A 22,706-nucleotide genomic window follows, 5' to 3' on the forward strand; every position below is an offset into this window, starting at 1 on the left:
CCACGAAAATGTTTAGCTTACAGAACTGCTTATGAAGCTCTAGTGGATGAGTTAGAGTAAATGTTGCACTTATTCTTACAACTTATCATGTTCAAAGAACAATTTCTTGCAATTCAAGCTTATTTTATGTATCATATAGAAAATACTTTGATGAATAAGCACAGAAAGGAAGAAACGATGGCTTTTACAAATACACGTGGACGCTATGCCAGTTTTGGCGTTGTAACCAGTTTGCCAGATGATATCATTGACAACTTCTGGTATATTATTGACAATTTTCTAAAAGGTGTGTTTGAATTAGACGAGCTTCTCCGATTTGAACTCATCAACAACAAAGGAAAAATGACTTTTCGATTTTCGCAAGAGAGTCTAGCGACTGTCATCTCTTTTGATTTTAATGATACTTTCAATCCATTTTTTCCGCGAGAAATCTTTGTAACGGACAACAATGGCAAAGAAACCATTATGCTGCCAGATGAGTATGCTGTGATGTAATCATGATGACTATATAATCACTCGTAAATATATGAAAACAAGCAAAATCCCTCAATAAAGTATACTTTATTGAGGGATTTTGCTTGGGTATGAACGCCATCACACTACTATACATTTTTTTCTTCTTTTGACCGATTCAGAAAATCCATTGCCTCCTTGGTCCAAGTTGGCAAACTTTTGGCGAGCGGTGCAAAACCAATCTTGTAACGGTCATTTGAAAAGCGGTGACGTTTAGGTAAATGATGCTTCTCTTCTTCCAGCGTTCTCATAGACAAACTAGCCTTGCCTGAAAATTCATCATAATCCATCACCTGCACCAAGACCTGATCATCCACATGTAGCAGCTCATGGATATTTTCAATATAGCCTGTCCGAATCTCCGAGATATGAATCAAGCCCATTGCTCCTGTTTCTAATTCCACAAATGCACCATAAGGTTGAATCCCAGTAATTCGGCCTTTTAGTTTTTCACCAATTTTCATCTCAATCCTCAATTTCAATGGTTTCAATCACAACATCTTCAAGCGGTTTATCCATTGCACCAGTTTCAACTGCTGCAATCTTATCTAATACCTGATAAGAGGATTCATCTAACAATTGCCCAAATACAGTATGCCGACGATCCAAATGCGGCGTTCCACCCTTGCTTGCATAGATTTCAGCAATCGGTGTTGGCCAACCACCTCGTTCTAGTTCCTTTTGAGCATAAGGAATCTTGCTATTTTGCACGATGAAAAATTGACTGCCATTTGTATTTGGACCTGCATTGGCCATCGAAAGTGCACCACGGATATTATACAATTCTGGTGAAAATTCATCTTCAAACTTTTCACCATAAATGGATTCACCACCCATACCCGTACCAGTTGGATCTCCACCTTGAATCATGAAATCCTTGATAATGCGGTGGAAAATCACGCCGTCATAGTAACCATCTTTTGATAAAGCAATAAAATTAGCTACCGTCTTCGGTGCTTGTTCTGGAAATAGTTGGATTTTCAAATCTCCGTGGTTTGTTTTAATAGTCGCTTTCGGACCTTCTGTTTTTTCAATCGCCACTTGCGGAAAGTGCAATTCTTTTTCTATCATTCCTAACTCCTTTAAAGCATAAAAAATGCCGTCTTCTTCTACTGTTTTTGTTACAAAGTCAGCCTTTGCTTTGATCTTTTCATGTGAAATGCCCATAGCAATGCTGATACCTGCATAGTCAAACAATTCTAAATCATTGAGTTCATCACCAAAAGCCATGACATTCTCCGGTTTCAATCCTAGATACTCAACAACTTTCGCAACTCCAGATGCTTTTGAACCATTTGTCAGAACCACATCTGATGAATGTGGATGCCAGCGAACCAAGCGCAGATGTTCCCCAAGCTCTTTCGGTAATTGCAGGCTGTCTCCAACATTTTCAAATGTCCACATCTGATAAACATTGTGATTTTGATAAAAATCAGGCTGAATCGGCAGATTCGGATAAACAATATCAATCGCTTCATCAATGAGCGGTGTCCTTGTTGAAAGGGCTGCCTGATGACTGCCGACGAGTCCAAAATCAATCCCAACTTCCTTCGTCCATGCAATATACGTTTCTACCAAATTTCGATCAATCGGGGTTTGCGCGACAACCTTTCCTGCCTGATCCTCAATATATGAACCATTCAAAGTGACAAAAAAATCAGGCTGCAATGCTTTCAGTTCTGGAACTACACCAAAAATTCCTCTCCCTGAAGCAATTCCTGTCAAAATTCCTTTTTCTTTTAACTGTTTAAAAACCGTTTTGATAGATTCTGGAATGTAGCCAGTATCTTTTACCCGCAACGTATCATCAATATCAAAAAAGACGATTTTGATTTTCTTGGATTTATATTTTAATTTTGCGTCCATAATCTTCCTCTAGCCATTATTTTGTTTTCTATTATACCACTAAATGTCATCTTGTGGAACGAGGTGGTGCTGGAAAGCATAGACAACAGCTTGTGTGCGATCACTTACTTCCAATTTGGACAAAATATTCGACACATGAGTTTTTACTGTCTTTAAAGAAATAAATAATTCATCTGCTATACGTTGATTTTCATACCCTTTTGCTAATAGTCCTAAAATATCTCGCTCACGCGCAGTCAAATCTTCATGCAATTCAATATGATTTCGATGATATTCCACTTTTTGGCTGACCTCTGTTTCAATGGCAAGTTCACCCTTAGCTACTTTTCGGACAGCCCGTAAAATATCATCAGCGCTAGAAGTTTTGAGCATATAACCTTTAGCACCTGCGTCTAAAACCGGATAAATTTTTTCATTATCCAAATAAGACGTCAAAATGAGAATTTTAGCTTCAGGCCATTCTTTCAAAATAGCAAGTGTCGCTTCAATCCCACTCATTTCAGGCATAACAATGTCCATCATAATCACATCTGGTCGTAATGCCAGAGCTTTTTCAACTCCTTCGCGACCATTTGAAGCTTCTGCCACTACATCCACATCGTCTTGTAAATCCAAATAACCTTTTAAGCCAAGTCGTACCATTTCATGGTCATCTACTAATAAAATCTGCATCCTAAACTCCTTTCAATAAAGGTACACGAATGTCAATCGCTACTCCTTGTTTAGGAGCCGTTAAAATCTGAATCGTTCCTGCCATATCGTTTACTCTTTCTTCTATATTTTTCAAACCATAGCTCAATTCATCAGACGAAGTGTGCTCAAAGCCAATTCCATCATCTGTCATCTTTAACTGCAATTCGTACGGTGTTTGATACAGATAAACATCTAAATGATTCGCATTAGCATGGCGAAGCGTATTACTGATAATTTCCTGAGCAATCCGGAAAATATGCTCCTCAATCTGTTTCGGTAATTTTTGAACATCATGATGAAAACTCACCTCAATGTCACTCTTATCTGATAACTCCTTTAAAATAAGATTCAGCCCTTCAACCAAGCTTTTTCCTTCCAACTCTGTCGGTCTCAAATGTAGAAGCAAGATACGCAAATCTCTTTGGGCAGTATTTAAAATTCCTGATACGCCAGTCAATTGTTTCGATAAGCTATCCGTATCTAAGTTCTCCACTTGACCTGTCACACCTGACAAAATCATATTGGCAGCAAAAAGTTCCTGACTGACCGTATCGTGCAGATCACGCGCAATTCGCTTTCGCTCTTTCTCAATAATCGTCTCTTCATTTTGCAAGGCACGGTTCTCTGACTTTTGCAGATTTTCTGTTAAATGATTTAATTTCTCTGCTATCTGCCGAAAAGATGCATCAATTTCCGGTTGCTGCATTTTTTGCAATTCCCGCCCCTCCAAAACATTTTTCAAGTTTGTCTGAATGGTCGACAAAGTAATCATTTGAATCACTTTAACGCCTAAAATCATTAGCATCGTCAGAGATAAAGTCAGCACAATCACAAAGAAACTGAACTTTTCCAGCCGTTCTACATTACTAAAAATCAGTTGCCAGTCAAAATTAAATAAGCTAAAAATATAATGAATAATGATTCCTAAAATGAGTAAGGAATAAAAGCTAATCAAAAGGTAGTAGACTTTTTTCATTTGCGAACCACCTCAACATTTCCCACAAACGTTGACAGGACAATTTTGACGCTTTTATGCGCTCGTTTAAAGTCTGGCGTCGTTAGACTGAGACTTTCATTTCGCAATTCATAGACAGGTTGATCTAAAAACTGCAATTCACCATATAGATTATTCACTTTTAGGCTGACTGCCACATCAACTGGCACAATGATTTTTGTATTTCCAAAAAATTTTCGCAAAATAATCACATTGTCATGGTTTGTAACAATGACTTGTTCCAAATGAATCGTGTCTTTCCCCATGAGACGGAAAAGGTTGATATCATCAAATTGACAGGTATCAGACGAAGCAAAATGATGAAGATTTCCTAACCATTGATTGTTCTCTCGTTTTTGCTCCACTGCATCATCAAAGATGAGAGTTGTCACTCCATTTTCTTTATAAATATAAGGATAAGCAACAATCATGCCATAAATAACCGCAAAGAGCAAGGCAGCAATGACATAAGGATTGAGCATAATAATGAAAAAAAGCAATATGGTAGAAGTTACTAGCAGGAAATTTCCTCTTTGTTTACCAAAATAATAATAGAGCATCAGCAAGAAAAGCACCAAAAAAAGAATAACACGTGAAAAATGACCAGACAAAATAGTCACTAATGCAAATGTTAATAGAATAGATTCAACAAAAATAAAAAATTGGATCTTTCGCATAGTCTCGATACCTTTCTGATTCTATTGTATCAAAAACTTTCAAAAATTCCTCCGACTAAGGTATGAAAATAAGGATGTGAAATGGAAGAAAATATCGTCAAGTTCAAGTTTGTAGTCTTAAAAGTTAACATTTTTATTTACAATATGCTGGATAAACTTGATTGATTAAAAACAACGCTCATCAATGATGTAAAACGAGCACAAAAAAGAGTGAGGGAAAAATCGGTTTAATAAAACCACGATTTTATCCTCTCACTTTTTTAATTACTTGCACTAGCACTTGTGTCTGGTGTTTTTGAACTTGATTCATCATTGCCGCTAGTTGAGGAGTTGCCGGTCGATGAACTACTTTTTTCTGAACTGTTTTCAGATTGCGCGCTACTTTCAGATGTCGAAGAATCCTCAGTTTTTGGCTCATATACATATAAGACAATGCGGTCACTCTTCAAATCCAAAGACTGATTTGCTTCTGGGGTTTGTCTGATAATCGTATGTGCTTGTGTTCCCGCTGGAGCTGTTGTAACCGTTCGTTTTTCAATATTAGCACCTTGAACTCCAATAACTTCGGTCAGATTATTATAGGCAAATTCATAGGTTGAACCGATATAACTTGGCATGGCAACACTTGAAACCGTCTTCGCTACTTTTAACGTAATACGTGTCTTTGAAGTCAAATCATATGTACTACCTGCTGCTGGCGTTTGACCAATAACTGTTCCTGCCGCATACTCACTACTTTCAACTTCTTCTATTTTAATCAAACTTTTTGAAACTTTGTATTTTTGTACCAAACTGTTGATAGCATCTGCTCTTTTCTGACCAGTATAATCTTCCATAGTGAAGTTTTTTGTACCTTTTGAAACAATCAGATCCACTGTGCTTCCTTCACGGCGTTGTGTTCCCGCTTCTGGATTGGTACGAATGACGGAATCCTTTTTTACAGAGTCGCTATATTCGTCTTTCTCCTTGCCAACCTTCAAACCTGCCGTTTCAATTGCAGAACGAGCTTGTGCAATGGTTTTTCCAGTAACATCTGGAATTTTTACATTTGACGGACTCAAATAGACTAAAGCTACCAGAGCTGCAATAACTAAAACTACTGCCGATAACAAAACTTTATAGCGCGTTCTTAAACGACGTTTTTTCTTTGCTTTTGGTTTGGTTGTGGGTTTAGGACTACTACTGACTGCTTCTTTTATAGGCGTAGGAGTAGTTGGTTTGCTTGCAGAAGTTAACGTATTTTGTGATACCTTAGGAAGCGTCTTGGTGTCTGCTTTTGCAGTATCATCAAAAACCAACTTTTTCTCATTTCGGCGATCTGCAGATAAACAGCTTGATAAATCCACATACATTTCTGCAACAGATTGATAACGATCTGTTAATTTTTTAGCCGTTGCCTTAATGACTACATTTTCTAATGCTTGTGGAACATTTGGATTTTCAGCAATCACAGAAGGAAGAGGCTTTTGGAAATGCTGCAAAGCAATTGTAACAGCACTATCTCCGTCATAAGGGATATGTCCTGTCAGCATTTCATAGAAAATAATCCCCATGGCATAAATATCGCTCTGAACAGTCGCTTTTGAACCACGCGCCTGTTCTGGTGATAGATAATGCACAGAGCCCAGCATAGAGTTGGTTTGCGTTAAGCTCGTTTCTGCAAAAGCTACCGCAATTCCAAAGTCCGTTACTTTTGCATCACCATCTGGAGTTAAAAGGACATTTTGAGGTTTCAAATCACGGTGAACAATCCCGTGCGTGTGTGCCAAACGCATCGCCAAAAGGATTTGTCCCATGATTCGAACCGCTTCTTCATTGGACAAAGGAGCATGCTCTTTAATATAGCGCTTTAAGTCAAGTCCAGCCACATATTCCATTGCTAGATATTGCTGACCTTCTTCTTCTCCAATGTCGGTAATCCGAACAATATGAGGATGGTCCAAGTCTGCCATGGCTCGCGCCTCTCTTTGAAAACGCGCCACAGCAATCGGATCCGTCTGATAATTCGTTCTTAGAACTTTAACCGCGACTTCTTCCCCGTCTAAAATCAAATCTTTGGCCAAGTAAACATCTGCCATGCCACCTCGACCAATTTGTTTGATGATTTTATATCGTCCGGCAAATATCTTGCCGACTTGAATCATTCTGCGTCCTCCTTATGATAATGAACTAGGGCAACTGTAATATTGTCCAGACCGCCTGCATTATTTGCAAAACGAATCAAGGTTTCTGCCTTTTCTGAAAGAGCAATATCGCTTGTCATAATATCATAAATTTCACTTTCTGAAATCATATTGGACAAACCATCGCTATTTAAAACAATGTAATCATCGTCCTCTAGACTAATCATACCAACATCAGGCTGCACTTCGCCTCTTTGGCCGATTGATTGGGTGATGATGTTGCGTTGTGGATGACGTTCTGCCTCCTCAGGCGTAATTTGTCCCGCCTTAAGCAATTCATTTACCAAAGAATGGTCGCTCGTCAACTGACGATAACTTTCACCGCGCACTAAACCGATACGAGAATCCCCTACATGGGCATAAATTGCTTGATTACCAATAATCGCTAGGGCTTCAAGTGTTGTTCCCATGCCTTTGTACTCTTCATCTTGACCAAATTGGTGAACTTTTTGATTTTCTGTTTCGAGATGTTCTGCGAACCACTCACGAACGCCGTTAATAGAATCAATTTGAGTATCCACCCAAGCAGCACCGAGGTCTGTTACTGCCATTTCACTAGCAATATTACCGGCACGGTGACCTCCCATACCATCTGCTAAAAGAACCATTGTCATACCAGCACGATTAACAAATTGATTGGCGTAATCTTGATTGTTTGTACGCTTCTGACCAACATCTGTTAATAATGAAATTTCCATACTGTCAATTTCCTCCTATTAGGATATTCGTTTGAATTGACTGATGAAAAATCCGTCACTTCCATATAATTCCGGTGTAATTAAGATACAGCCGTCTTTTAGAATATCCTGTCTATTATGTTCTAGTTTTACCTGTTCAAAATTTGGATGAGCTGCCAAAAACTGCTCAACAACTTGAAAATTTTCTTGCGAAACAATCGTACAGGTACTGTAAGTTATTATACCACCTTTTCGCAAGCTTTGACAAACACTATCCAGTATCTCAAGCTGAATTTTTTGCAACGAGGTAAAATCTGCATTTTCTTTATTGTATTTAATATCTGGTTTCCGTCGAATCAAGCCAATTCCTGAACATGGTGCATCGACTAAAATTTTATCAAAAGCATCTGCGCCAAAAGTTTCAAAAACTTTTCTCGCGTCTAGCTTTTTCGTGATCACTTTATCTGCCACACCTAAGCGCTGTGCATTTTCTTCTATCAAAGCCAGCTTATGGTCATAGAGATCTAATGCTGTGACCTGCCCTGTCGTTAAGTAAGAAGCAATGTGCATGGTTTTGCCACCCGGCGCACTGCATGCATCTAGCACTTTCTCGTTGCCTTGTAAATCAAGACTTGGCGCGACCAATTGGCTAGACTCGTCTTGAATAGTAATAGTCCCTTCTTCAAACAAGGCATGCCCTGCAAAATGACCGTGATTTTTCACCAATGCGCTCGGAGCTAATAGTGACTCTTCAGCCTGCAACAGTTGTTTCAACTCTTCTTTACGGCTCAAGTCCACTACTCGAACGCTGGCTTTATTTCGAAGAAATAAACTCTCGAAAATGGCTAGAGCTCGTGTTTCACCGTACTCTTCAATCAGCACTTTAACCAGCCAAACTGGCAGAGAATATTGAATAGAAAAGCGTTTGTTTTTACGCTTAATGCTAGCGATATCTGCCACACCGTCCCGCAATAACCCTCGCAGCACTGCATTGACAAACTTTTCACTTCCTTTTTTTCGCACCTTTGCTAGTTCTACCGCTTCATTGACAACTGCATGCACTGGAATTTTATCAAGATACTGTATTTGATACAAACTCATCAACAAGAGAATATAAAGCCAGGAATCTAGCTTTTCACGGTCTTCAATGACATGAGATAGATACCATTCTAAGGTCATTTTGCGCGCAACCGTTCCATAGACGATTTCTGTTACAAGTCCTTTATCAACAGAACTTAAAGGCGCCTCTAGCAAAGCCTGATTGAGAGCAATATTGGAATAAGCCCCCTCTGAGAAAACTTCTTCTAAAACTGCAAGAGCCGTTTGTCGCGCTGTTTTTTTCTTATTGACCAAAGCAATCACCTACCGATAACTGCCGACCCAGACCATTCAGAAAATCAACGATTGTCATTTTTGGCTTCCCAGCTGGCTGTACTGTTTGAAGAGAAAGTGCACCCTTACCAGCTGCTACAATCAATTCTTTTTTTCCGATAGCAAGAATTTCTCCAGCCTGTCCTGAGCCCTCTACTGGAGTGGCTTCGTAAATTTTAAAACGTTCTCCATTTAAAAGCGTATGCGCCACTGGCCACGGATACATGCCTCGAATCTGATTAAAAAGTTGTCGATTGGTCTTGGTCCAATCAATTCTCTCCTCTTCCGGTGAAATATTTGGTGAAAAAGTAACTTGATTTTTGTCTTGCGGAACTGGTTTTAAATTTCCGTCTATATAACTAGGCAAACTCTCAAGTAGCAAATCGCGTCCGACCAACGCTAACTTTTCAAACATCGTACCAACATTGTCTGTTTCCTCGATAGGAATCGCTCGACGCGCAATCATATCACCCGCATCCATCTCTTTGACCATTTCCATAATAGTCACACCGGCTTCTTTGTCACCGTTGATAATGGCGTAATGAATAGGGGCCCCTCCACGATATTTGGGTAATAGCGAAGCATGCACATTGACGGCAAAACTGACCGAATCTAATAGCCGGCTCGGCAGAAATTGACCGAAAGCTGCTGTGACAATCCCGTCTGCACTAAGTGCCATTATTTCTTCCAACTCTTTGCTTTGAGACAATTTCTCTGGTTGATAAATGGCTAAATGATGCTCTAAAGCCACCTGCTTGACCGGTGTCATGCGGATTTCTTTTTTGCGTCCTACTGCACGATCTGGCTGGGTTACAACTGCCAAAATCTCGTACTGCTTGCTCTCCAACAATCCTTTAAGCACCGTTGCAGAAAAATCCGGCGTTCCCATAAAAATAATACTTGTCATGGTTTCCTCATATTCTTTTTTACTATTATATCAGAAGAAAGCCTGCTTTTCTTTAAAAAAAGCTAAAATAAGGCTACATAAAACTTTGTGGCTCGTGGTCTATACTTAAACGTAAGTCCTTATTGTCTTTTTCTTGCGTCCAATCCAAAATCTGATTTAAAACCTCTTGCAAATGCTCTTCAAAACGGTATTTAATAATCAATTGATAATGATAGAGATTGTGAGTGCGGGCAATCGGCTTAGGAGTTGGTCCTAATATCTGAACCTTGTCTGATAAGCCAGAACGTATCATATTCAGCACTTCGTATGATTTTTTAACGACCTCTGCTTCCATTTTGTGAGATAGGGTAAGCCCCACCGTAAAATAATAAGGTGGATAGGCCAACTGCCTTCTAATGCCCATTTCATAGGCATAAAAGCCCTCATAATCCTGCTTCTTCGCAAATACAATCGCATAATGTTTCGGATTGTAACTTTGAATAATTACATGTCCTTCTTTTTCAGCTCGTCCTGCTCTCCCTGCAACCTGGGTTAAGAGTTGAAAAGTGCGCTCAGACGAACGAAAATCTGGCAAATTCAGAGCCGTGTCTGCATTGAGCACTCCAACGAGAGTAACATTTGGAAAATCCAGTCCTTTTGCAATCATCTGGGTTCCCAGTAAAATATCTGCCTGTCCTTCCCCAAACTCTTTGAGAATTTGTTCATGACTGCCCTTTTTCCGAGTAGTATCAACATCCATTCTCAAAATTCGAGCCAGTGGAAAGGCTTCTGCCAATTCATCATAGGCTTTTTGCGTCCCAGTCCCATAGTAACGAATGCTCCTGCTGGAACAATTCGGGCAACTATGAGGAATTCCTTTTGAGAAACCACAATAGTGACAATTCATACTTTTGGTATCCATGTGCAAGGTCAAGGAAATATCACAATTTGGACAGGTGTCAACCGTTCCGCATTCACGACACATGACAAAACTAGAATAGCCCCGTCGATTCAACATTAAGACAACCTGCTCTTTTCTATCTAGCTTATCTTGAATGGCTTCTAACAAAACAGGCGTGAAATTACTAGTTTCATTCTGTCCAATGTAATCACGAAAATCCACAATTTCCACTTCAGGAATCTGAGCTTGCGGATTTGCTCGCTTGGTCAGTTGCAAAAAGTGATACACACCTTTGCCAGCCCGCGCTCTGCTTTCTAAACTCGGCGTTGCCGACCCCAACACCAGAACGGCTTGATTGTACTTCGCACGTAGTAAAGCGACATCTCGTGTATGATAGCGTGGATTGGAGTCTTGCTTGTAACTCGCTTCATGCTCCTCATCAATGATAATAGCTCCAATATTTTTTAAAGGAGCAAAAATGGCAGAACGAGCGCCAACGACAACTTGCGCTTCTCCACGCTCAACTTTGCGCCATTCATCGTACTTTTCTCCATTTGAAAGCCCCGAATGAAGAATAGCAACTTTTTTTCCAAAACGAGCAATAAAACGATTGGTAACTTGTGGTGTCAAGGAAATTTCAGGCACTAACATAATGGCTGTCTTGCCACAGCTGAGCGCCTCCTGAATGACCTGCAAATAGACCTCCGTCTTACCGCTACCTGTCACTCCTTCTAGCAGAAGCGGCTTTCCGTCATGCCCAATTTGCTGCGTGATAGCTTGAACCGCAGCTTCCTGCTCTTCATTTAACACCAAGGCAGAAGACGCTGAAATATTTTCAAAATAAGCCTCAGAACGACTCACCTCTTTTTCAACGATTTGCAAGGCTGCTTGCTCTATAAAATAGTGAATAATTTCCCGTGAAAATGTTTCTTTCAAGTCTGCTAAACGATATATTCCAGTCTGAGCTTGCAAAATTTCTCGCAAGACTTGCTTTTTTTTCGCCCGATTAGGAATGACCAATTGACCTAAAATCTCGTGATTAACCTGATACCATTTTTCTGTTTTAATATGCTTTTGATCTATCGCTTGGTATTCTACCTGAATCGCTCCTTGCCGCGTCAAACGCATTACCTTAGCTTGCAATTCTTTATCAAGCGATGAGAAATGCTGCTGATCTGCATTGTCAAAAATGAGCAGTCGATCTTCTTCATTCAAAGAAGGTTGAGCATGAAGAATTTTATCATAACTGGAGTTCAGAAATCCCGGCAACATAGCTTTTAAAATTGAAATTTTGTAAGAAAAGACAGATTTTCTCAATTCTTCTGCCAACCACAGCTGCTCCTCATTTAAAACTGGCGTAAAGTCCAAAACCTCTGCGAGCTCTTTCAATTCTGTTGTCGTTTCTTCTGCTAGCTCTACGACAATCCCTTGAATCAAGCGATTGGCTTTCCCAAAAGGCACATGCACACGCATGCCAATTTCTAACATAGTCGAAAATTCTTTCGGCACCGCATAACTATAAGGTTTATCTGTCTGCATTAGAGGAACATCCACAATGACTTTTGCAATCTGCACTTTCTCACCACCTCTCATTTCTCAGTAAAAGAAAAAATAAGATTGAGCTGACCCAACCTTAAATTTTTTCACCCTCTTCTTTTTCCTTCGCAATTTGTTCTTTGATTTTACGCTCTTCTTCTTCTCTGCGCAAGCGTTCTTCCTCAGCACGTCGACGAACTGCTTCTCGCTTGCCTTCAGGATCTGGGTGAATCCCAACATTGCCAGATTCGATTTCTTCCAAAGCACGAAGTGTTGATTTGACAGACTTAAACTCTTGGGTTGGAGCTGCTCCTTCTTCCAATTCATGAGCACGTTTTGCTTCAAGAATCACCAAGGAATATTTTGAAGGCACCTTATCAAGCAAGGTGTCAATTGAAGGTTTTAACATCATAATTCTTTACCTAATTTCTAAATTCTTATCTTACTGAAAGTTGTTCTGACAGCATATCTTGATAGTGACCAATGACACGTTCCACTCGAAAATGCTCAGCTTCAATCACACGTTTGACGCGCTCAGCAGCCAGAGGAACTTCATCATTGACAATGGCATAATCATATTCGCGCATGAGAGCAATCTCTTCTCTTGCCTTGGCAATGCGTCTGGCAATCACTTCGGCGCTATCTGTTCCGCGCCCCACCAAACGATCTTGTAATTCTGCTAAATCAGGTGGCGTCAAAAAGATAAAAACAGCATCTGGAACTTTTTTCTTCACTTGAAGCGCCCCTTGAACTTCAATCTCAAGGAAAACATCAATTCCTTTATCTAAGGTTTCATTCACATAGTTCAAAGGAGTTCCATAGTAATTGCCGACATACTCTGCATACTCCAACATCTGACCTTGTCGAATCAACTCCTCAAACTCTTCTCTCGTACGGAAAAAATAATCCACCCCATCCACTTCACCAGGACGCTGAGCACGAGTTGTCATGGATACAGAGTATTGAAACTGATTGTCTGAGCTTTCAAAAATCTCACGTCGAACCGTTCCCTTCCCCACACCTGAGGGACCAGAAAAAACGATTAACAAGCCACGATCCGCCATCATATCTCCTTCATTGTCTTTCTATCTAGTGTAACAAAAAAGCAGTATTTTTTCAACTGCTTTTTCGCATAGATATGTGCTTGTTTTTGAAAATCAATATAGGCAGCATTTGCTTACAGAGAGTTGTATATCATAGATGAGCAACTCATGTTAAGCAAGGTCTATTTGGCGTAATCTACAGCACGCATTTCCCGAATAACCGTTACTTTGATATTTCCCGGATATTCAAGGTTATTTTCAATCTTTTCACGCACATCATGAGCCAAGATAGTAATCTTATCGTCTTTGATTTGACCAGGATTGACCATAATCCGAATCTCACGACCTGCTTGTAAGGCAAAGCTATTTTTCACGCCCTCAAAGCTATTGGCAATTTCTTCCAAGTCTTGCAGACGCTTGATATAGCTTTCAAGGGATTCGCTACGGGCACCAGGACGAGCCGCACTAAGCGCATCAGCTGCGGCAACAATAACTGCAATCACACTTTCAGGTTCTACATCACCATGATGACTGGCAATTGTATTGACCACAATTGGATGTTCCTTGTACTTACGAGCCAATTCTGTTCCAATTTCCACGTGGCTGCCTTCCACTTCACGGTCAATAGCCTTGCCAATATCGTGAAGGAAGCCCGCACGACGAGCTAAGTTAGCATTTTCACCGAGTTCACTCGCAATAACACCAGATAACTTAGCAACTTCAACAGAATGACGCAATACATTTTGTCCATAGGAAGTACGGAACTGCAAGCGTCCCATAATCTTCATTAAGTCCGGATGTAAGTTTGGTGCACCGATTTCATAAGCCGCTGCCTCACCATACTCACGAATCTTATGGTCAATTTCCAGACGATTCTTCTCTACTAATTCTTCAATGCGAGCTGGATGGATACGGCCGTCTTTTAACAGTGCTTCCATTGTCATGCGTGCAATCTCACGTCGAATAGGATCAAATCCTGATAAAGTCACCACTTCTGGTGTATCATCAATAATGACATCAATACCAGTTAAACTTTCAAACGTCCGAATATTCCGACCTTCACGTCCGATAATCCGACCTTTCATTGTGTCGTCTGGCAAATGAACTGTTGAGTTGGTTTGCTCCGCAACGTAGTCACCTGCAATCCGTTGCATGGCTTGGACTAAAATATCCTTTGCCACCTTATCAGAACGTTCTTTGACTTCTTGCTCTGCTTCACGAATCCGTGTCGCAATTTCCTTTGACAACTTATCCTCAGTCTGAGTGAGGATGATATCTCGGGCTTCTGTTTGTGAGAGTGCAGCAACACGTTCTAATTCTGCTTCTTTATGTTGCTCCAACTCTGTCAGTTTGTTTTCACGCGCCTCAAGGTTTTTTGTTCTGTCAGAAATACTTTGTTCTTTCTGTTCGAGCGTTTTTTCTTTGTTGGTCAAATTGTCATCTTTACGATCAAGACTTGTCGCACGTTCTGTCAAACGACTTTCCAATTGCTTCAACTCTTGACGATCAGATTTAAATTCTGCCTCAACTTCCTCTCGATATTTTCTGGCTTCTTCTTTTGCCTCTAACAGTGCTTCTTTTTTAAGGGATTTACTTTCACGCTTCACTTCTTTTAATAACAAATCCGCTTCGCGCTCAGCTTGTCCACGTAAATTAGTTGCTTCTTGTTCAGCATTTAAAAGAGTAAGTTCCGCAGCTTCTTTCGCTGATTTCATGCGAGCTGTGATACTTACATATCCAATGACTAAACCAATGATGACGGCAAAAACACCTGCAAAAATCATTTCCATGTTTTTACCTCAAATTATTGATATTGAATTGTAAAATTCTTAATTATTTTATCATAAAAATCAATTTTTCACAAACTAAATTCTTATTAAAAGTGAACATTTTCACATATTATTTCATTTGCCCTTCTCTCAGCTAAGTTTTCTTAAAAAGATAAAATATGATATAATTTTCTAAAAGCAAAAGGAGTTCTATTTATGGTCAAAGAAGTCATTGTTGAAAGTTTTGAGTTGGATCACACGATTGTCAAAGCCCCTTACGTGCGTTTGATTGGGGAAGAAATTGGTCCCAAGGGCGATGTTATCTCTAATTTTGATATTCGTCTCGTACAGCCTAATGAAGATGCTATTCCAACTGCTGGGCTACACACAATTGAGCATCTCCTAGCAAAGCTCATTCGTACTCGGATTGAGGGGATGATTGATTGCTCACCTTTTGGCTGTCGGACAGGATTTCACATGATTATGTGGGGTCGGCATAGTACGACTGAAATTGCCAAAGTCATCAAGCCATCTTTAGAGGAAATTGCTGAAGTAACGACTTGGGATGATGTTCCTGGTACAACCATTGAATCCTGCGGAAATTACAAAGACCACAGTCTCTTTTCTGCCAAAGAATGGTGCAAACTTATTTTAGAACAAGGCATCTCTGACGATCCTTTTGAACGCCATCTTGTGTAAAATTTAAAAATATGTAGGAAATTTCAGGTTTCCTACACATTTTCTTTTTTATTGACGAATCAAATAATCAAACGCTCCGAGAGCTGCTGTCGCTCCTGAACCCATTGAAATAATGATTTGTTTATAAGCGCTATCGGTACAATCACCTGCCGCAAAAATTCCTGGAACATTTGTCGCACCATGTTTATCAACAACGATTTCACCGCGCTCATTTAAAGCCACTGCACTATTCTTAAGCCAGTCTGTATTTGGCAAAAGACCAATTTGAACAAAGACACCACTGAGCTCAATTTTATGTTCTTCATTATTCGCACGATCGAGATAAGTAATGGCTTCAACTTGATCGGAACCATGAATTTCTTTTGTTGCTACATTGGTTAGAACCGTCACGTTTTCAAGTTGGTGCACTCGGTCTTGCAATACTTGATCGGCTTTCAAAGTTGGCAGAAATTCTAACACATAGACATGCTCTGCCAGACCAGCTAAGTCAATTGCTGCTTCAATTCCAGAATTTCCTCCACCAATAACAGCCACTTTTTTACCTGTAAAAATAGGACCGTCACAATGTGGACAATTGGTTACACCTTTCGTTCGGAATTCTTCTTCACCAGGAACATTGACATTTCTCCAACGAGCACCAACAGAAAGAACTGCCGTTTTCGCTTTCAGAACAGCTCCATTTTCAAGCTCAACTTCAATCAAATCCTTTTTCTCGATATTCTTCACATGTTGATTCTTCATGATATCAATTGGATATTTCTTGGCATGTTCTTCTACTTGCGCCATCAGTTTAGGTCCTTCTGTATAAGGCGTGCCAATCATATTTTCAATACCGACGGTCTCCATGACTTGTCCACCGAAAGTTTCAACGACCATACCTGTACGAATTCCCTTACGAGCAGCATAAATAGCTGCGCTATTTCCTGCAGGTCCGCCCCCAACGACCAAGACATCAAATGGTTCTTTTTTGTCAAATTCCTCACTTGAAGCAGGTCCAGAAATCTTGTCAAGCAGTTGCTCAATTGTCATACGACCATTCGCAAATTCTTCACCATTTAGGAAAACCGTTGGAACAGCCATGATCTTTTTGTCTTCAACCTCTTGTCTAAACATGCCTCCTTCGACCATTGTGTGGCTGATATTGGGATTCAGAATAGCCATTACATTGAGAGCTTGCACAACGTCTGGACAATTATGACAGGTTAAGCTGACATAAGTTTCAAAATGAAGCGGGGATTGGATAGCCTGAATTCGGTTTATAACAGCATCTTCTACTTTGGGTGCGCGACCAGAGACTTGTAGCAAAGCAAGCACAAAAGATGTAAATTCATGTCCTAAGGGAAGTCCTGCAAACTGCACACGCCCTGCTTGACCAACTTGTGTAACAGTAAAACTTGGTTGGCGATTAGTTTCTGTATTTTCCAGTGATAAACGTGGAGACATCGCTACGATTTCCTCTAAAAAAGCTCGTACCTGCTCAGAACGCTCATCTTGACCTAAAGAAGCCTGAAACACAACATCAGATTCTAGAAGCTCCAAATACTGCTTAAGTTGCGCTTTAATTGTTTCATCTAAAGCCATAAGAAGCCTCCTTAAATTTTACCAACTAAATCAAGACTTGGTGTAAGTGTTTCAATTCCTTCTTTCCATTTAGCTGGGCAAACTTCACCTGGATGACTCCGAACATATTGTGCAGCATGGATTTTATCAATCAAGACAGAAGCATCACGCCCAACACCATCTGCATTGATTTCAAGTGCTTGTACAACTCCATCTGGGTCAATGATAAAAGTACCACGTTGAGACAATCCACTTTCATCTAACACATCAAAACCAAGTGAAATGGTATGAGATGGATCGCCAATCATGATGTATTCAAGTTTTCCGATGGCATCTGAATGATCATGCCAAGCTTTGTGTGTAAAATGGGTGTCTGTTGAAACAGAATATACTTCTACACCTAACTTTTTAAGAGCTGCATACTGCTCTTGCAAATCTTCCAACTCAGTCGGGCAAACAAATGAAAAATCAGCAGGATAGAAGCAAACAACGCTCCAATGACCTTTTAAATCTTCGCTAGAAACTGTAATAAACTTTCCATTTCCAGCATGATAAGCATCTGCTGTAAACTCGACAATTTCTTTACCAATAAGTGACATAAGGATTACCTCCAAAAATAGTTTAATTATAAAATAAAAACCTTATACGCTTTATTATAGCGTATAAGGTTTTTAGAGTCTAACAATTTGCTTGAAAACGTTTCCTAATAGTCCAAAGCATCTGCATAACCCGCGCCATTTCCTACAAAATAGCCAGTTTTACAGTTGATACTAAAGAGATAAGTACCGTCTGTTCTAAATAAATTGTAATAACCATTTCCGTTGATAATATTCACACGCTCAAGAATATAATTATCTCCTGTGAAGTAACCACGTTCCCGTGAGGTTGCTAAGATTTTCTCTAACACACCAGGATTGAAATTCCAAGCTGGATTATTACTGTCGTTAATTTTAGTTTGGTCGTATGGCACTCGACTTAAATGACGCTGTAAATTCGTGCCCGACGCTGGTGCTGCTGGAGCAGTTGCTGGCGCTGGTACAGAAGCTGGTTGTTCTGCTACAGGGGCTTGAGCGGGGCTTTGTGACGGTGCAGCAGTTGCTGCTTCTTCTGTTTGAGGAGCTGGCGTTGCCACTTGCTGGCTCTTTCCTAAGTTAATCGCAGATTTCAACACCTTATCCAAGTCCGTATTTCCAGTTGTGACATCTGTAAATTTAGCATCAGCCTTAACCTTTGCTTTAGTATCCAAAACGCCATCTGTAATAGCTGCTGAAGTGAATTGCGCATTCACATTTTGAACAGCCTCAACTTGTTTGACCAAACTATCATATTTTGCTTTTGCAACATTGTATTCGTTGGTATTTTTTAATTTTTCTAGTGCTGCTTTCAATTTATCTAAATTGCCAAAACTACTATTTTTCAAAGCTAATTTGTTTGCATCCGTAAAGAATGAATCATAAAGATTATTAAAAGCCTTCAAATCCTTATTTTCAGAGCTAGAAGTAGTAGAAGATTTACTGGTTTGGCTCGTTGAATTTGTAGCTGGCTTTGCTTGCTTTCTATTCAACGACAGATAAACAGTCCCACCGATTAGAGCTAGTAAAGCGACACTCGCTGCAGAATAGAGGACTTTCTTATTTTTATAAAATGGAACTTTCTCTGTTTCCATTTCTTCATCCAGCGCTGTAAAAGTCGAATAGCTTTCCGTTGGCTCCGTTGAACTCACAGGAATATCATCCATTTCAGGCTGAATTACTTCCATTACTTCCGGCTCAGCCTCTGATTCCTCTGAAGTCTGTGTGCTGTTTTCTTCCAAAGTTTCTTGCGGCTCTGCTTCGCTGGCTGCAAGTGCAGCGACCGTTTCATCAAAGGCAGACTCTTCAGACGCTACATCCGCAGCTTCTAAGACTTCTTCCTCTTGAACATCCTCGTGCATCTCTTGGATAAATGTTGCCAAATCTAACTGACTCAGTTGTTCTTGGTCTTCTACTTCAGGCATTTCTTCTACAGATTGAGCCGAAAATTTTCCAGCTTCAATTTCTTGGCGGTGCTGTTTAATGTATTTATCCAGCACATTATCCTCTTCCGTCACTCCTGCTTCAAGTTCTTCGCTTTTTCGAGCAGCCTGACCAATTGTCATTTCTTTAGCTGTTTCAAAATCAAGAATCGATTCTTCTTGTTCTGGCAAATGTTTTTCGTCTTTACTCACGGCAAATCCTTTCTAATCTATCTGACGTTTGACTCTCTGACCAAAATATTGGTACAAATCAACTTTTAAAGTTCCATTATAGAGTTTGCGTTTTTTATCGGCTTGACTGCCAAATTTTGTTTCAAATGCTTCATCACTCGTTAAGATAAACTTACTCCACGTCTTTAGTGGTGCAAAAGTCTGTCCCATTTCTTGATAAAGCTTGGTCACAGCATCATCATCCAACAATCGCTCGCCGTAAGGCGGATTGGAAACGATGACACCATTTATCTTGTCGGTGTGCAAATCTTGCAAACGCATTTGCTTGAAAACAATCTGCTCAGAAACACCTGCTTCTTCGGCATTTCGCTTGGCAATCTCCACCATACGTGCATCAATATCAGTCCCTAAAATATCAAGCTGAATATCTTGCTTAATCTGACCTAAAGCTCTAGCACGAACACGCCCAACCAAGTCTGAGTCAACCCAATTCCATTCTTCAAACGCAAAATGACGATGAAGCCCCGGCGCCATATTCATGCCAATCATAGCTGCTTCAATACAGAAAGTTCCAGAGCCACAAGTCGGATCAATCAAAGGTTTGTCTGGATACCAATTGGATAAGAGCAAAATCGCAGCCGCCATATTTTCTTTAATCGGTGCGCCACCTTTTTCAGTCCGATAGCCACGTTTAAAGAGACTAGATCCTGTCGTGTCAATCAAAACAGTAGCTACATCTTTCAAAATAGAAACTTCAATTTTGAACTCTGCTCCATTTTCTATTAAGGGGACGCCTTCTGGTCGAGCATAGTGCTTTTGCAACTTTTTAACAACTGCTTTTTTAGAAATAGCCTGTACACTTGGTTCATTGTGGAGTTTTGATTTGACACATTTTGCCTTGGCAATTGGAAATTTAGCTCCAAGCGGTAGGTAATTTTCCCAATCTAAAGCAAAAATACCCTGAAACAATTCCTCAAAAGTCTTAGCTGGAAAGCTGCCAACAACAATCTTAATGCGGTCTGCAGCACGCAGCCAGAGATTGGTCTCAATAATGGTCTCAACATTTCCTTCAAACCGAACTCGCCCATTTTCAACTTGACATTCTAAGCCAAGATTTCTGATTTCACGACCAACTACAGCCTCTAAACCAGCCGCAGCAGTCGCAATCAACTTAAAATTTGTTTTCATTTGTCCTCTCAAAATAAAAGCTAGCATAATACGCTAGCTAAACCTATATGCAACTTTCTATAAGCCATGTTTTGTTCCAGAAATAACTAGGTATCATTTCCTTCGATAATCATCTGTCTACTGTTTCCAGTCAGAATGCTGCGTTCGTTTCCACGCATTCCATGCCCCGACCAAAGTTTGGGTTGCTAGCTTGAGGGGTTTACCGCGTTCCACTTCCTGCGTTTCCGCAAAAACTACGTCACTGTGGCACTTTCAGACCTATTTTGGCTTATCAGAGACTTAGCCATTTCGGTCGCCGTAACGGATATTTCCGTCCCTAGGCTTATTGTTTCACCTAGCACAAACATTACGGGCATCACAGCCCGTGCTAGCATGGACTTTCCTCATGAAAAGACGAACTCTTCACGCGATTATCCAAAAATTGCACATTACTGATTAAATTTCGTTATTTAAGATTTGCTTGCCAAATACTTCTTTTTCCAAACGGTTTAAACGTTTTAAAATATCAAAATTTGTCAGCGTAGCAGATGCCGCTTGAGGAGTTTCCATTATGGATTGCGTCAAAGGTGAAGTCGCTGCCTCATTTGGCTTGTTAGCAAGTTCCGCCTTTAAGCGAGCATTTTCTTCACGCAATTCCTTTACCAAAGCGGCATACGTTTCGTAATCTTTAATGACATCATCTAAAAATTCATCCACTTCTACCTTGCTATAACCTCGGACGCCAACTTTAAAATCTTGATCAAAAATATCTTTCGGTGTGTAAATAATACTTGCCATTTCTCTCTCCATTCTTGTTTATTACTTTCATTATATAAAAAATGAACTGCAAAAATCAAGGTTAAACATCTAATTTTCAGAAAAATTTTCTGCGACTTCGTTCAAGTCATCAAATGTTAATTGTTTGATAAAATATTGTTCTTGTTTTTTCATCATCTGGTAAAGATATTTTAAATTCGTTTCATTTTCCTCATCGTAAAAAATATAAGCCCCGTCTGTATTACTGAGCAGGAAATGATTGTAATCACGAAATTGACTTGGATTTTCATAATGAGCATAAGCATATTTAACAAAATCGACTTGTTTGAAACGGCTTAATTTTTCTCGATTGGCTTCATTCCAGTTTGCGCCTTGATTTTCAAAAGATAAATTGCAAGAATAAGTGCAACATTTACTCTAACTCATCCACTAGAGCTTCATAAGCAGTTCTGTAAGCTAAACATTTTCGTGGTCGGTGATTGATATCATATAAGGCCTTGTTCAAAGCCTCATCAGAGATAGCAGCTAAATCTGTTTTCTTTGGGAAATATTCTCTTAGTAAGCCATTTGCGTTTTCATTACTTCCTCTCTGCCAAGATGAATAGGCGTCCGCAAAGAAAAAGGAAATTCCTAAATTCTCTACTAGAGGATAGCAGGCGAACTCTTTTCCCCTGTCTGAAGTGAAGGTTTTAAGAGTCTCTTTTGGAAATAGCTTACAAAGTTGTTCGATGGCTGAAAACATGGCTTTGGCTGTTCTATCTGGTATCTTGAAGGCTAAGTAAAAACGAGTTTTTCGCTCTAGAAAAGTCGCTAAACACCCCTTGCTTTTGCCTCTGGAAGACACTACAGTATCAAGCTCCCAGTGGCCAAAAGTTTCACGATTCCGAACCTCTTTAGGACGTTTGGCAATCGGCGTGCCAATCCTAAATGTCCCACGTGTTTCTTTGGGTTGTCGAGTTCTTCCTTTACGACGGAGGACGCTTAAATCCAGATCAATCAAACCAGCATAGAGCCAGTTATAGATGGTTTTAAAAGCTACCATTGGCTTTTGTTCAAGCTGATAGCGCCCACAAATCTGTTCAGGCGACCAGGAGGATTTTAAACCGTTCTCAATTTCCTTTTTCAACTTTGGTGTTAAACAAGACTTCCGACCTTTTTGCTTAGCCCTGTGGTCGTACTGTTCCTGTGCTAAGACTGCGGAATCACCGA

The 22,706-nt window shown here is 40.0% G+C and carries 21 protein-coding genes, 1 other RNA gene and 1 pseudogene; 2 read left to right on the forward strand and 21 right to left on the reverse strand.

All coding sequences use genetic code 11. The features are described from left to right. Positions 1-177: 177 nt before the first annotated feature. Positions 178-495 carry a DUF960 domain-containing protein gene (locus FQ204_RS05300; RefSeq protein ID WP_144209524.1) on the forward strand — a complete coding sequence of 106 codons (318 nt, stop codon included), beginning with the start codon at positions 178-180 and terminating at the stop codon, positions 493-495. Positions 496-602: 107 nt separating this feature from the next. Here FQ204_RS05300 and FQ204_RS05305 read toward each other — a convergent pair whose 3' ends face one another. The 13 genes from FQ204_RS05305 to FQ204_RS05365 form a co-directional block, all read right to left on the reverse strand. Then, positions 603-977, reverse strand: coding sequence for a S1 RNA-binding domain-containing protein (locus tag FQ204_RS05305; RefSeq protein ID WP_144209526.1), 375 nt, complete (start codon positions 975-977; stop codon positions 603-605). A gap of 1 nt (position 978) precedes the next feature. Beyond that, positions 979-2,379, reverse strand: a complete 1,401-nt coding sequence (locus tag FQ204_RS05310; protein ID WP_144209528.1) for a bifunctional Cof-type HAD-IIB family hydrolase/peptidylprolyl isomerase — start codon at positions 2,377-2,379, stop codon at positions 979-981. A 39-nt stretch (positions 2,380-2,418) separates the two neighbouring features. Then, the gene (locus FQ204_RS05315; protein WP_144209530.1) at positions 2,419-3,051 is read right to left on the reverse strand and encodes a response regulator transcription factor; all 633 of its coding nucleotides are present in this window, start codon (positions 3,049-3,051) and stop codon (positions 2,419-2,421) included. A 1-nt stretch (position 3,052) separates the two neighbouring features. After that, positions 3,053-4,048: a sensor histidine kinase gene (locus FQ204_RS05320; protein WP_144209532.1), complete on the reverse strand. Its 996-nt coding sequence runs from the start codon at positions 4,046-4,048 to the stop codon at positions 3,053-3,055. After that, positions 4,045-4,743: a cell wall-active antibiotics response protein LiaF gene (gene liaF, locus FQ204_RS05325; RefSeq protein WP_144209533.1), complete on the reverse strand. Its 699-nt coding sequence runs from the start codon at positions 4,741-4,743 to the stop codon at positions 4,045-4,047. Before liaF ends, FQ204_RS05320 begins: the two co-directional genes overlap by 4 nt. Positions 4,744-5,003: 260 nt before the next feature. Continuing rightward, the gene (gene pknB / locus FQ204_RS05330; RefSeq protein ID WP_144209535.1) at positions 5,004-6,887 is read right to left on the reverse strand and encodes a Stk1 family PASTA domain-containing Ser/Thr kinase; all 1,884 of its coding nucleotides are present in this window, start codon (positions 6,885-6,887) and stop codon (positions 5,004-5,006) included. Beyond that, the gene (locus FQ204_RS05335; RefSeq protein ID WP_144209537.1) at positions 6,884-7,624 is read right to left on the reverse strand and encodes a Stp1/IreP family PP2C-type Ser/Thr phosphatase; all 741 of its coding nucleotides are present in this window, start codon (positions 7,622-7,624) and stop codon (positions 6,884-6,886) included. Before FQ204_RS05335 ends, pknB begins: the two co-directional genes overlap by 4 nt. A gap of 18 nt (positions 7,625-7,642) precedes the next feature. Continuing rightward, entirely contained in the window at positions 7,643-8,956 is a 1,314-nt protein-coding gene (gene rsmB / locus FQ204_RS05340) for a 16S rRNA (cytosine(967)-C(5))-methyltransferase RsmB (RefSeq protein ID WP_144209539.1), read from the reverse strand. Then, positions 8,946-9,881, reverse strand: a complete 936-nt coding sequence (gene fmt / locus FQ204_RS05345; protein ID WP_144209542.1) for a methionyl-tRNA formyltransferase — start codon at positions 9,879-9,881, stop codon at positions 8,946-8,948. The genes rsmB and fmt overlap by 11 nt, the downstream gene beginning before the upstream one ends. Positions 9,882-9,954: 73 nt before the next feature. Further along, on the reverse strand, positions 9,955-12,336 hold the full coding sequence (locus FQ204_RS05350; protein WP_144209545.1) for a primosomal protein N': 2,382 nt from the start codon (positions 12,334-12,336) through the stop codon (positions 9,955-9,957). A gap of 58 nt (positions 12,337-12,394) precedes the next feature. Next, positions 12,395-12,709, reverse strand: a complete 315-nt coding sequence (rpoZ, locus tag FQ204_RS05355) for a DNA-directed RNA polymerase subunit omega (RefSeq protein WP_003031464.1) — start codon at positions 12,707-12,709, stop codon at positions 12,395-12,397. Positions 12,710-12,734: 25 nt separating this feature from the next. Beyond that, positions 12,735-13,361 (reverse strand): guanylate kinase, encoded by a 627-nt coding sequence (gene gmk, locus FQ204_RS05360; protein WP_144209568.1) that lies wholly within the window; start codon positions 13,359-13,361, stop codon positions 12,735-12,737. 161 nt (positions 13,362-13,522) lie between these two features. Further along, positions 13,523-15,130 (reverse strand): ribonuclease Y, encoded by a 1,608-nt coding sequence (locus tag FQ204_RS05365; RefSeq protein ID WP_144209548.1) that lies wholly within the window; start codon positions 15,128-15,130, stop codon positions 13,523-13,525. A 195-nt stretch (positions 15,131-15,325) separates the two neighbouring features. Between FQ204_RS05365 and FQ204_RS05370 the strand changes: the two genes are divergently transcribed. Continuing rightward, positions 15,326-15,808, forward strand: coding sequence for an S-ribosylhomocysteine lyase (locus FQ204_RS05370; RefSeq protein WP_144209551.1), 483 nt, complete (start codon positions 15,326-15,328; stop codon positions 15,806-15,808). Between the two features lie 48 nt (positions 15,809-15,856). On the opposite strand, the gene ahpF is transcribed toward FQ204_RS05370, so the two are convergent. From ahpF to FQ204_RS05410, 8 genes and pseudogenes are all read right to left on the reverse strand, one after another. Further along, positions 15,857-17,389 (reverse strand): alkyl hydroperoxide reductase subunit F, encoded by a 1,533-nt coding sequence (ahpF, locus tag FQ204_RS05375; RefSeq protein WP_144209554.1) that lies wholly within the window; start codon positions 17,387-17,389, stop codon positions 15,857-15,859. Positions 17,390-17,400: 11 nt separating this feature from the next. Further along, positions 17,401-17,967, reverse strand: a complete 567-nt coding sequence (gene ahpC, locus FQ204_RS05380) for an alkyl hydroperoxide reductase subunit C (protein WP_037597732.1) — start codon at positions 17,965-17,967, stop codon at positions 17,401-17,403. Between the two features lie 104 nt (positions 17,968-18,071). Continuing rightward, on the reverse strand, positions 18,072-19,574 hold the full coding sequence (locus FQ204_RS05385; protein ID WP_144209556.1) for a cell division site-positioning protein MapZ family protein: 1,503 nt from the start codon (positions 19,572-19,574) through the stop codon (positions 18,072-18,074). Between the two features lie 12 nt (positions 19,575-19,586). Then, a complete protein-coding gene (locus FQ204_RS05390) occupies positions 19,587-20,741 on the reverse strand; it encodes a class I SAM-dependent RNA methyltransferase (RefSeq protein ID WP_144209559.1) in 1,155 nt (384 codons plus the stop codon). Between the two features lie 55 nt (positions 20,742-20,796). Continuing rightward, positions 20,797-21,163: RNase P RNA component class B (rnpB, locus tag FQ204_RS05395), an RNA gene on the reverse strand. A 13-nt stretch (positions 21,164-21,176) separates the two neighbouring features. Beyond that, positions 21,177-21,518 carry a cell division regulator GpsB gene (gene gpsB, locus FQ204_RS05400; RefSeq protein WP_144209562.1) on the reverse strand — a complete coding sequence of 114 codons (342 nt, stop codon included), beginning with the start codon at positions 21,516-21,518 and terminating at the stop codon, positions 21,177-21,179. A gap of 69 nt (positions 21,519-21,587) precedes the next feature. Further along, a pseudogene (locus FQ204_RS05405) lies at positions 21,588-21,884 on the reverse strand (SLOG family protein); the annotation flags it as partial. A gap of 25 nt (positions 21,885-21,909) precedes the next feature. Further along, positions 21,910-22,706 (reverse strand): IS30 family transposase (locus tag FQ204_RS05410; RefSeq protein ID WP_144209565.1); only part of this gene is annotated, 797 nt, incomplete at its 5' end.

The sequence above is a fragment of the Streptococcus constellatus genome, from assembly GCF_902167705.1.
In the GTDB taxonomy this organism is placed as follows: domain Bacteria; phylum Bacillota; class Bacilli; order Lactobacillales; family Streptococcaceae; genus Streptococcus; species Streptococcus constellatus_A.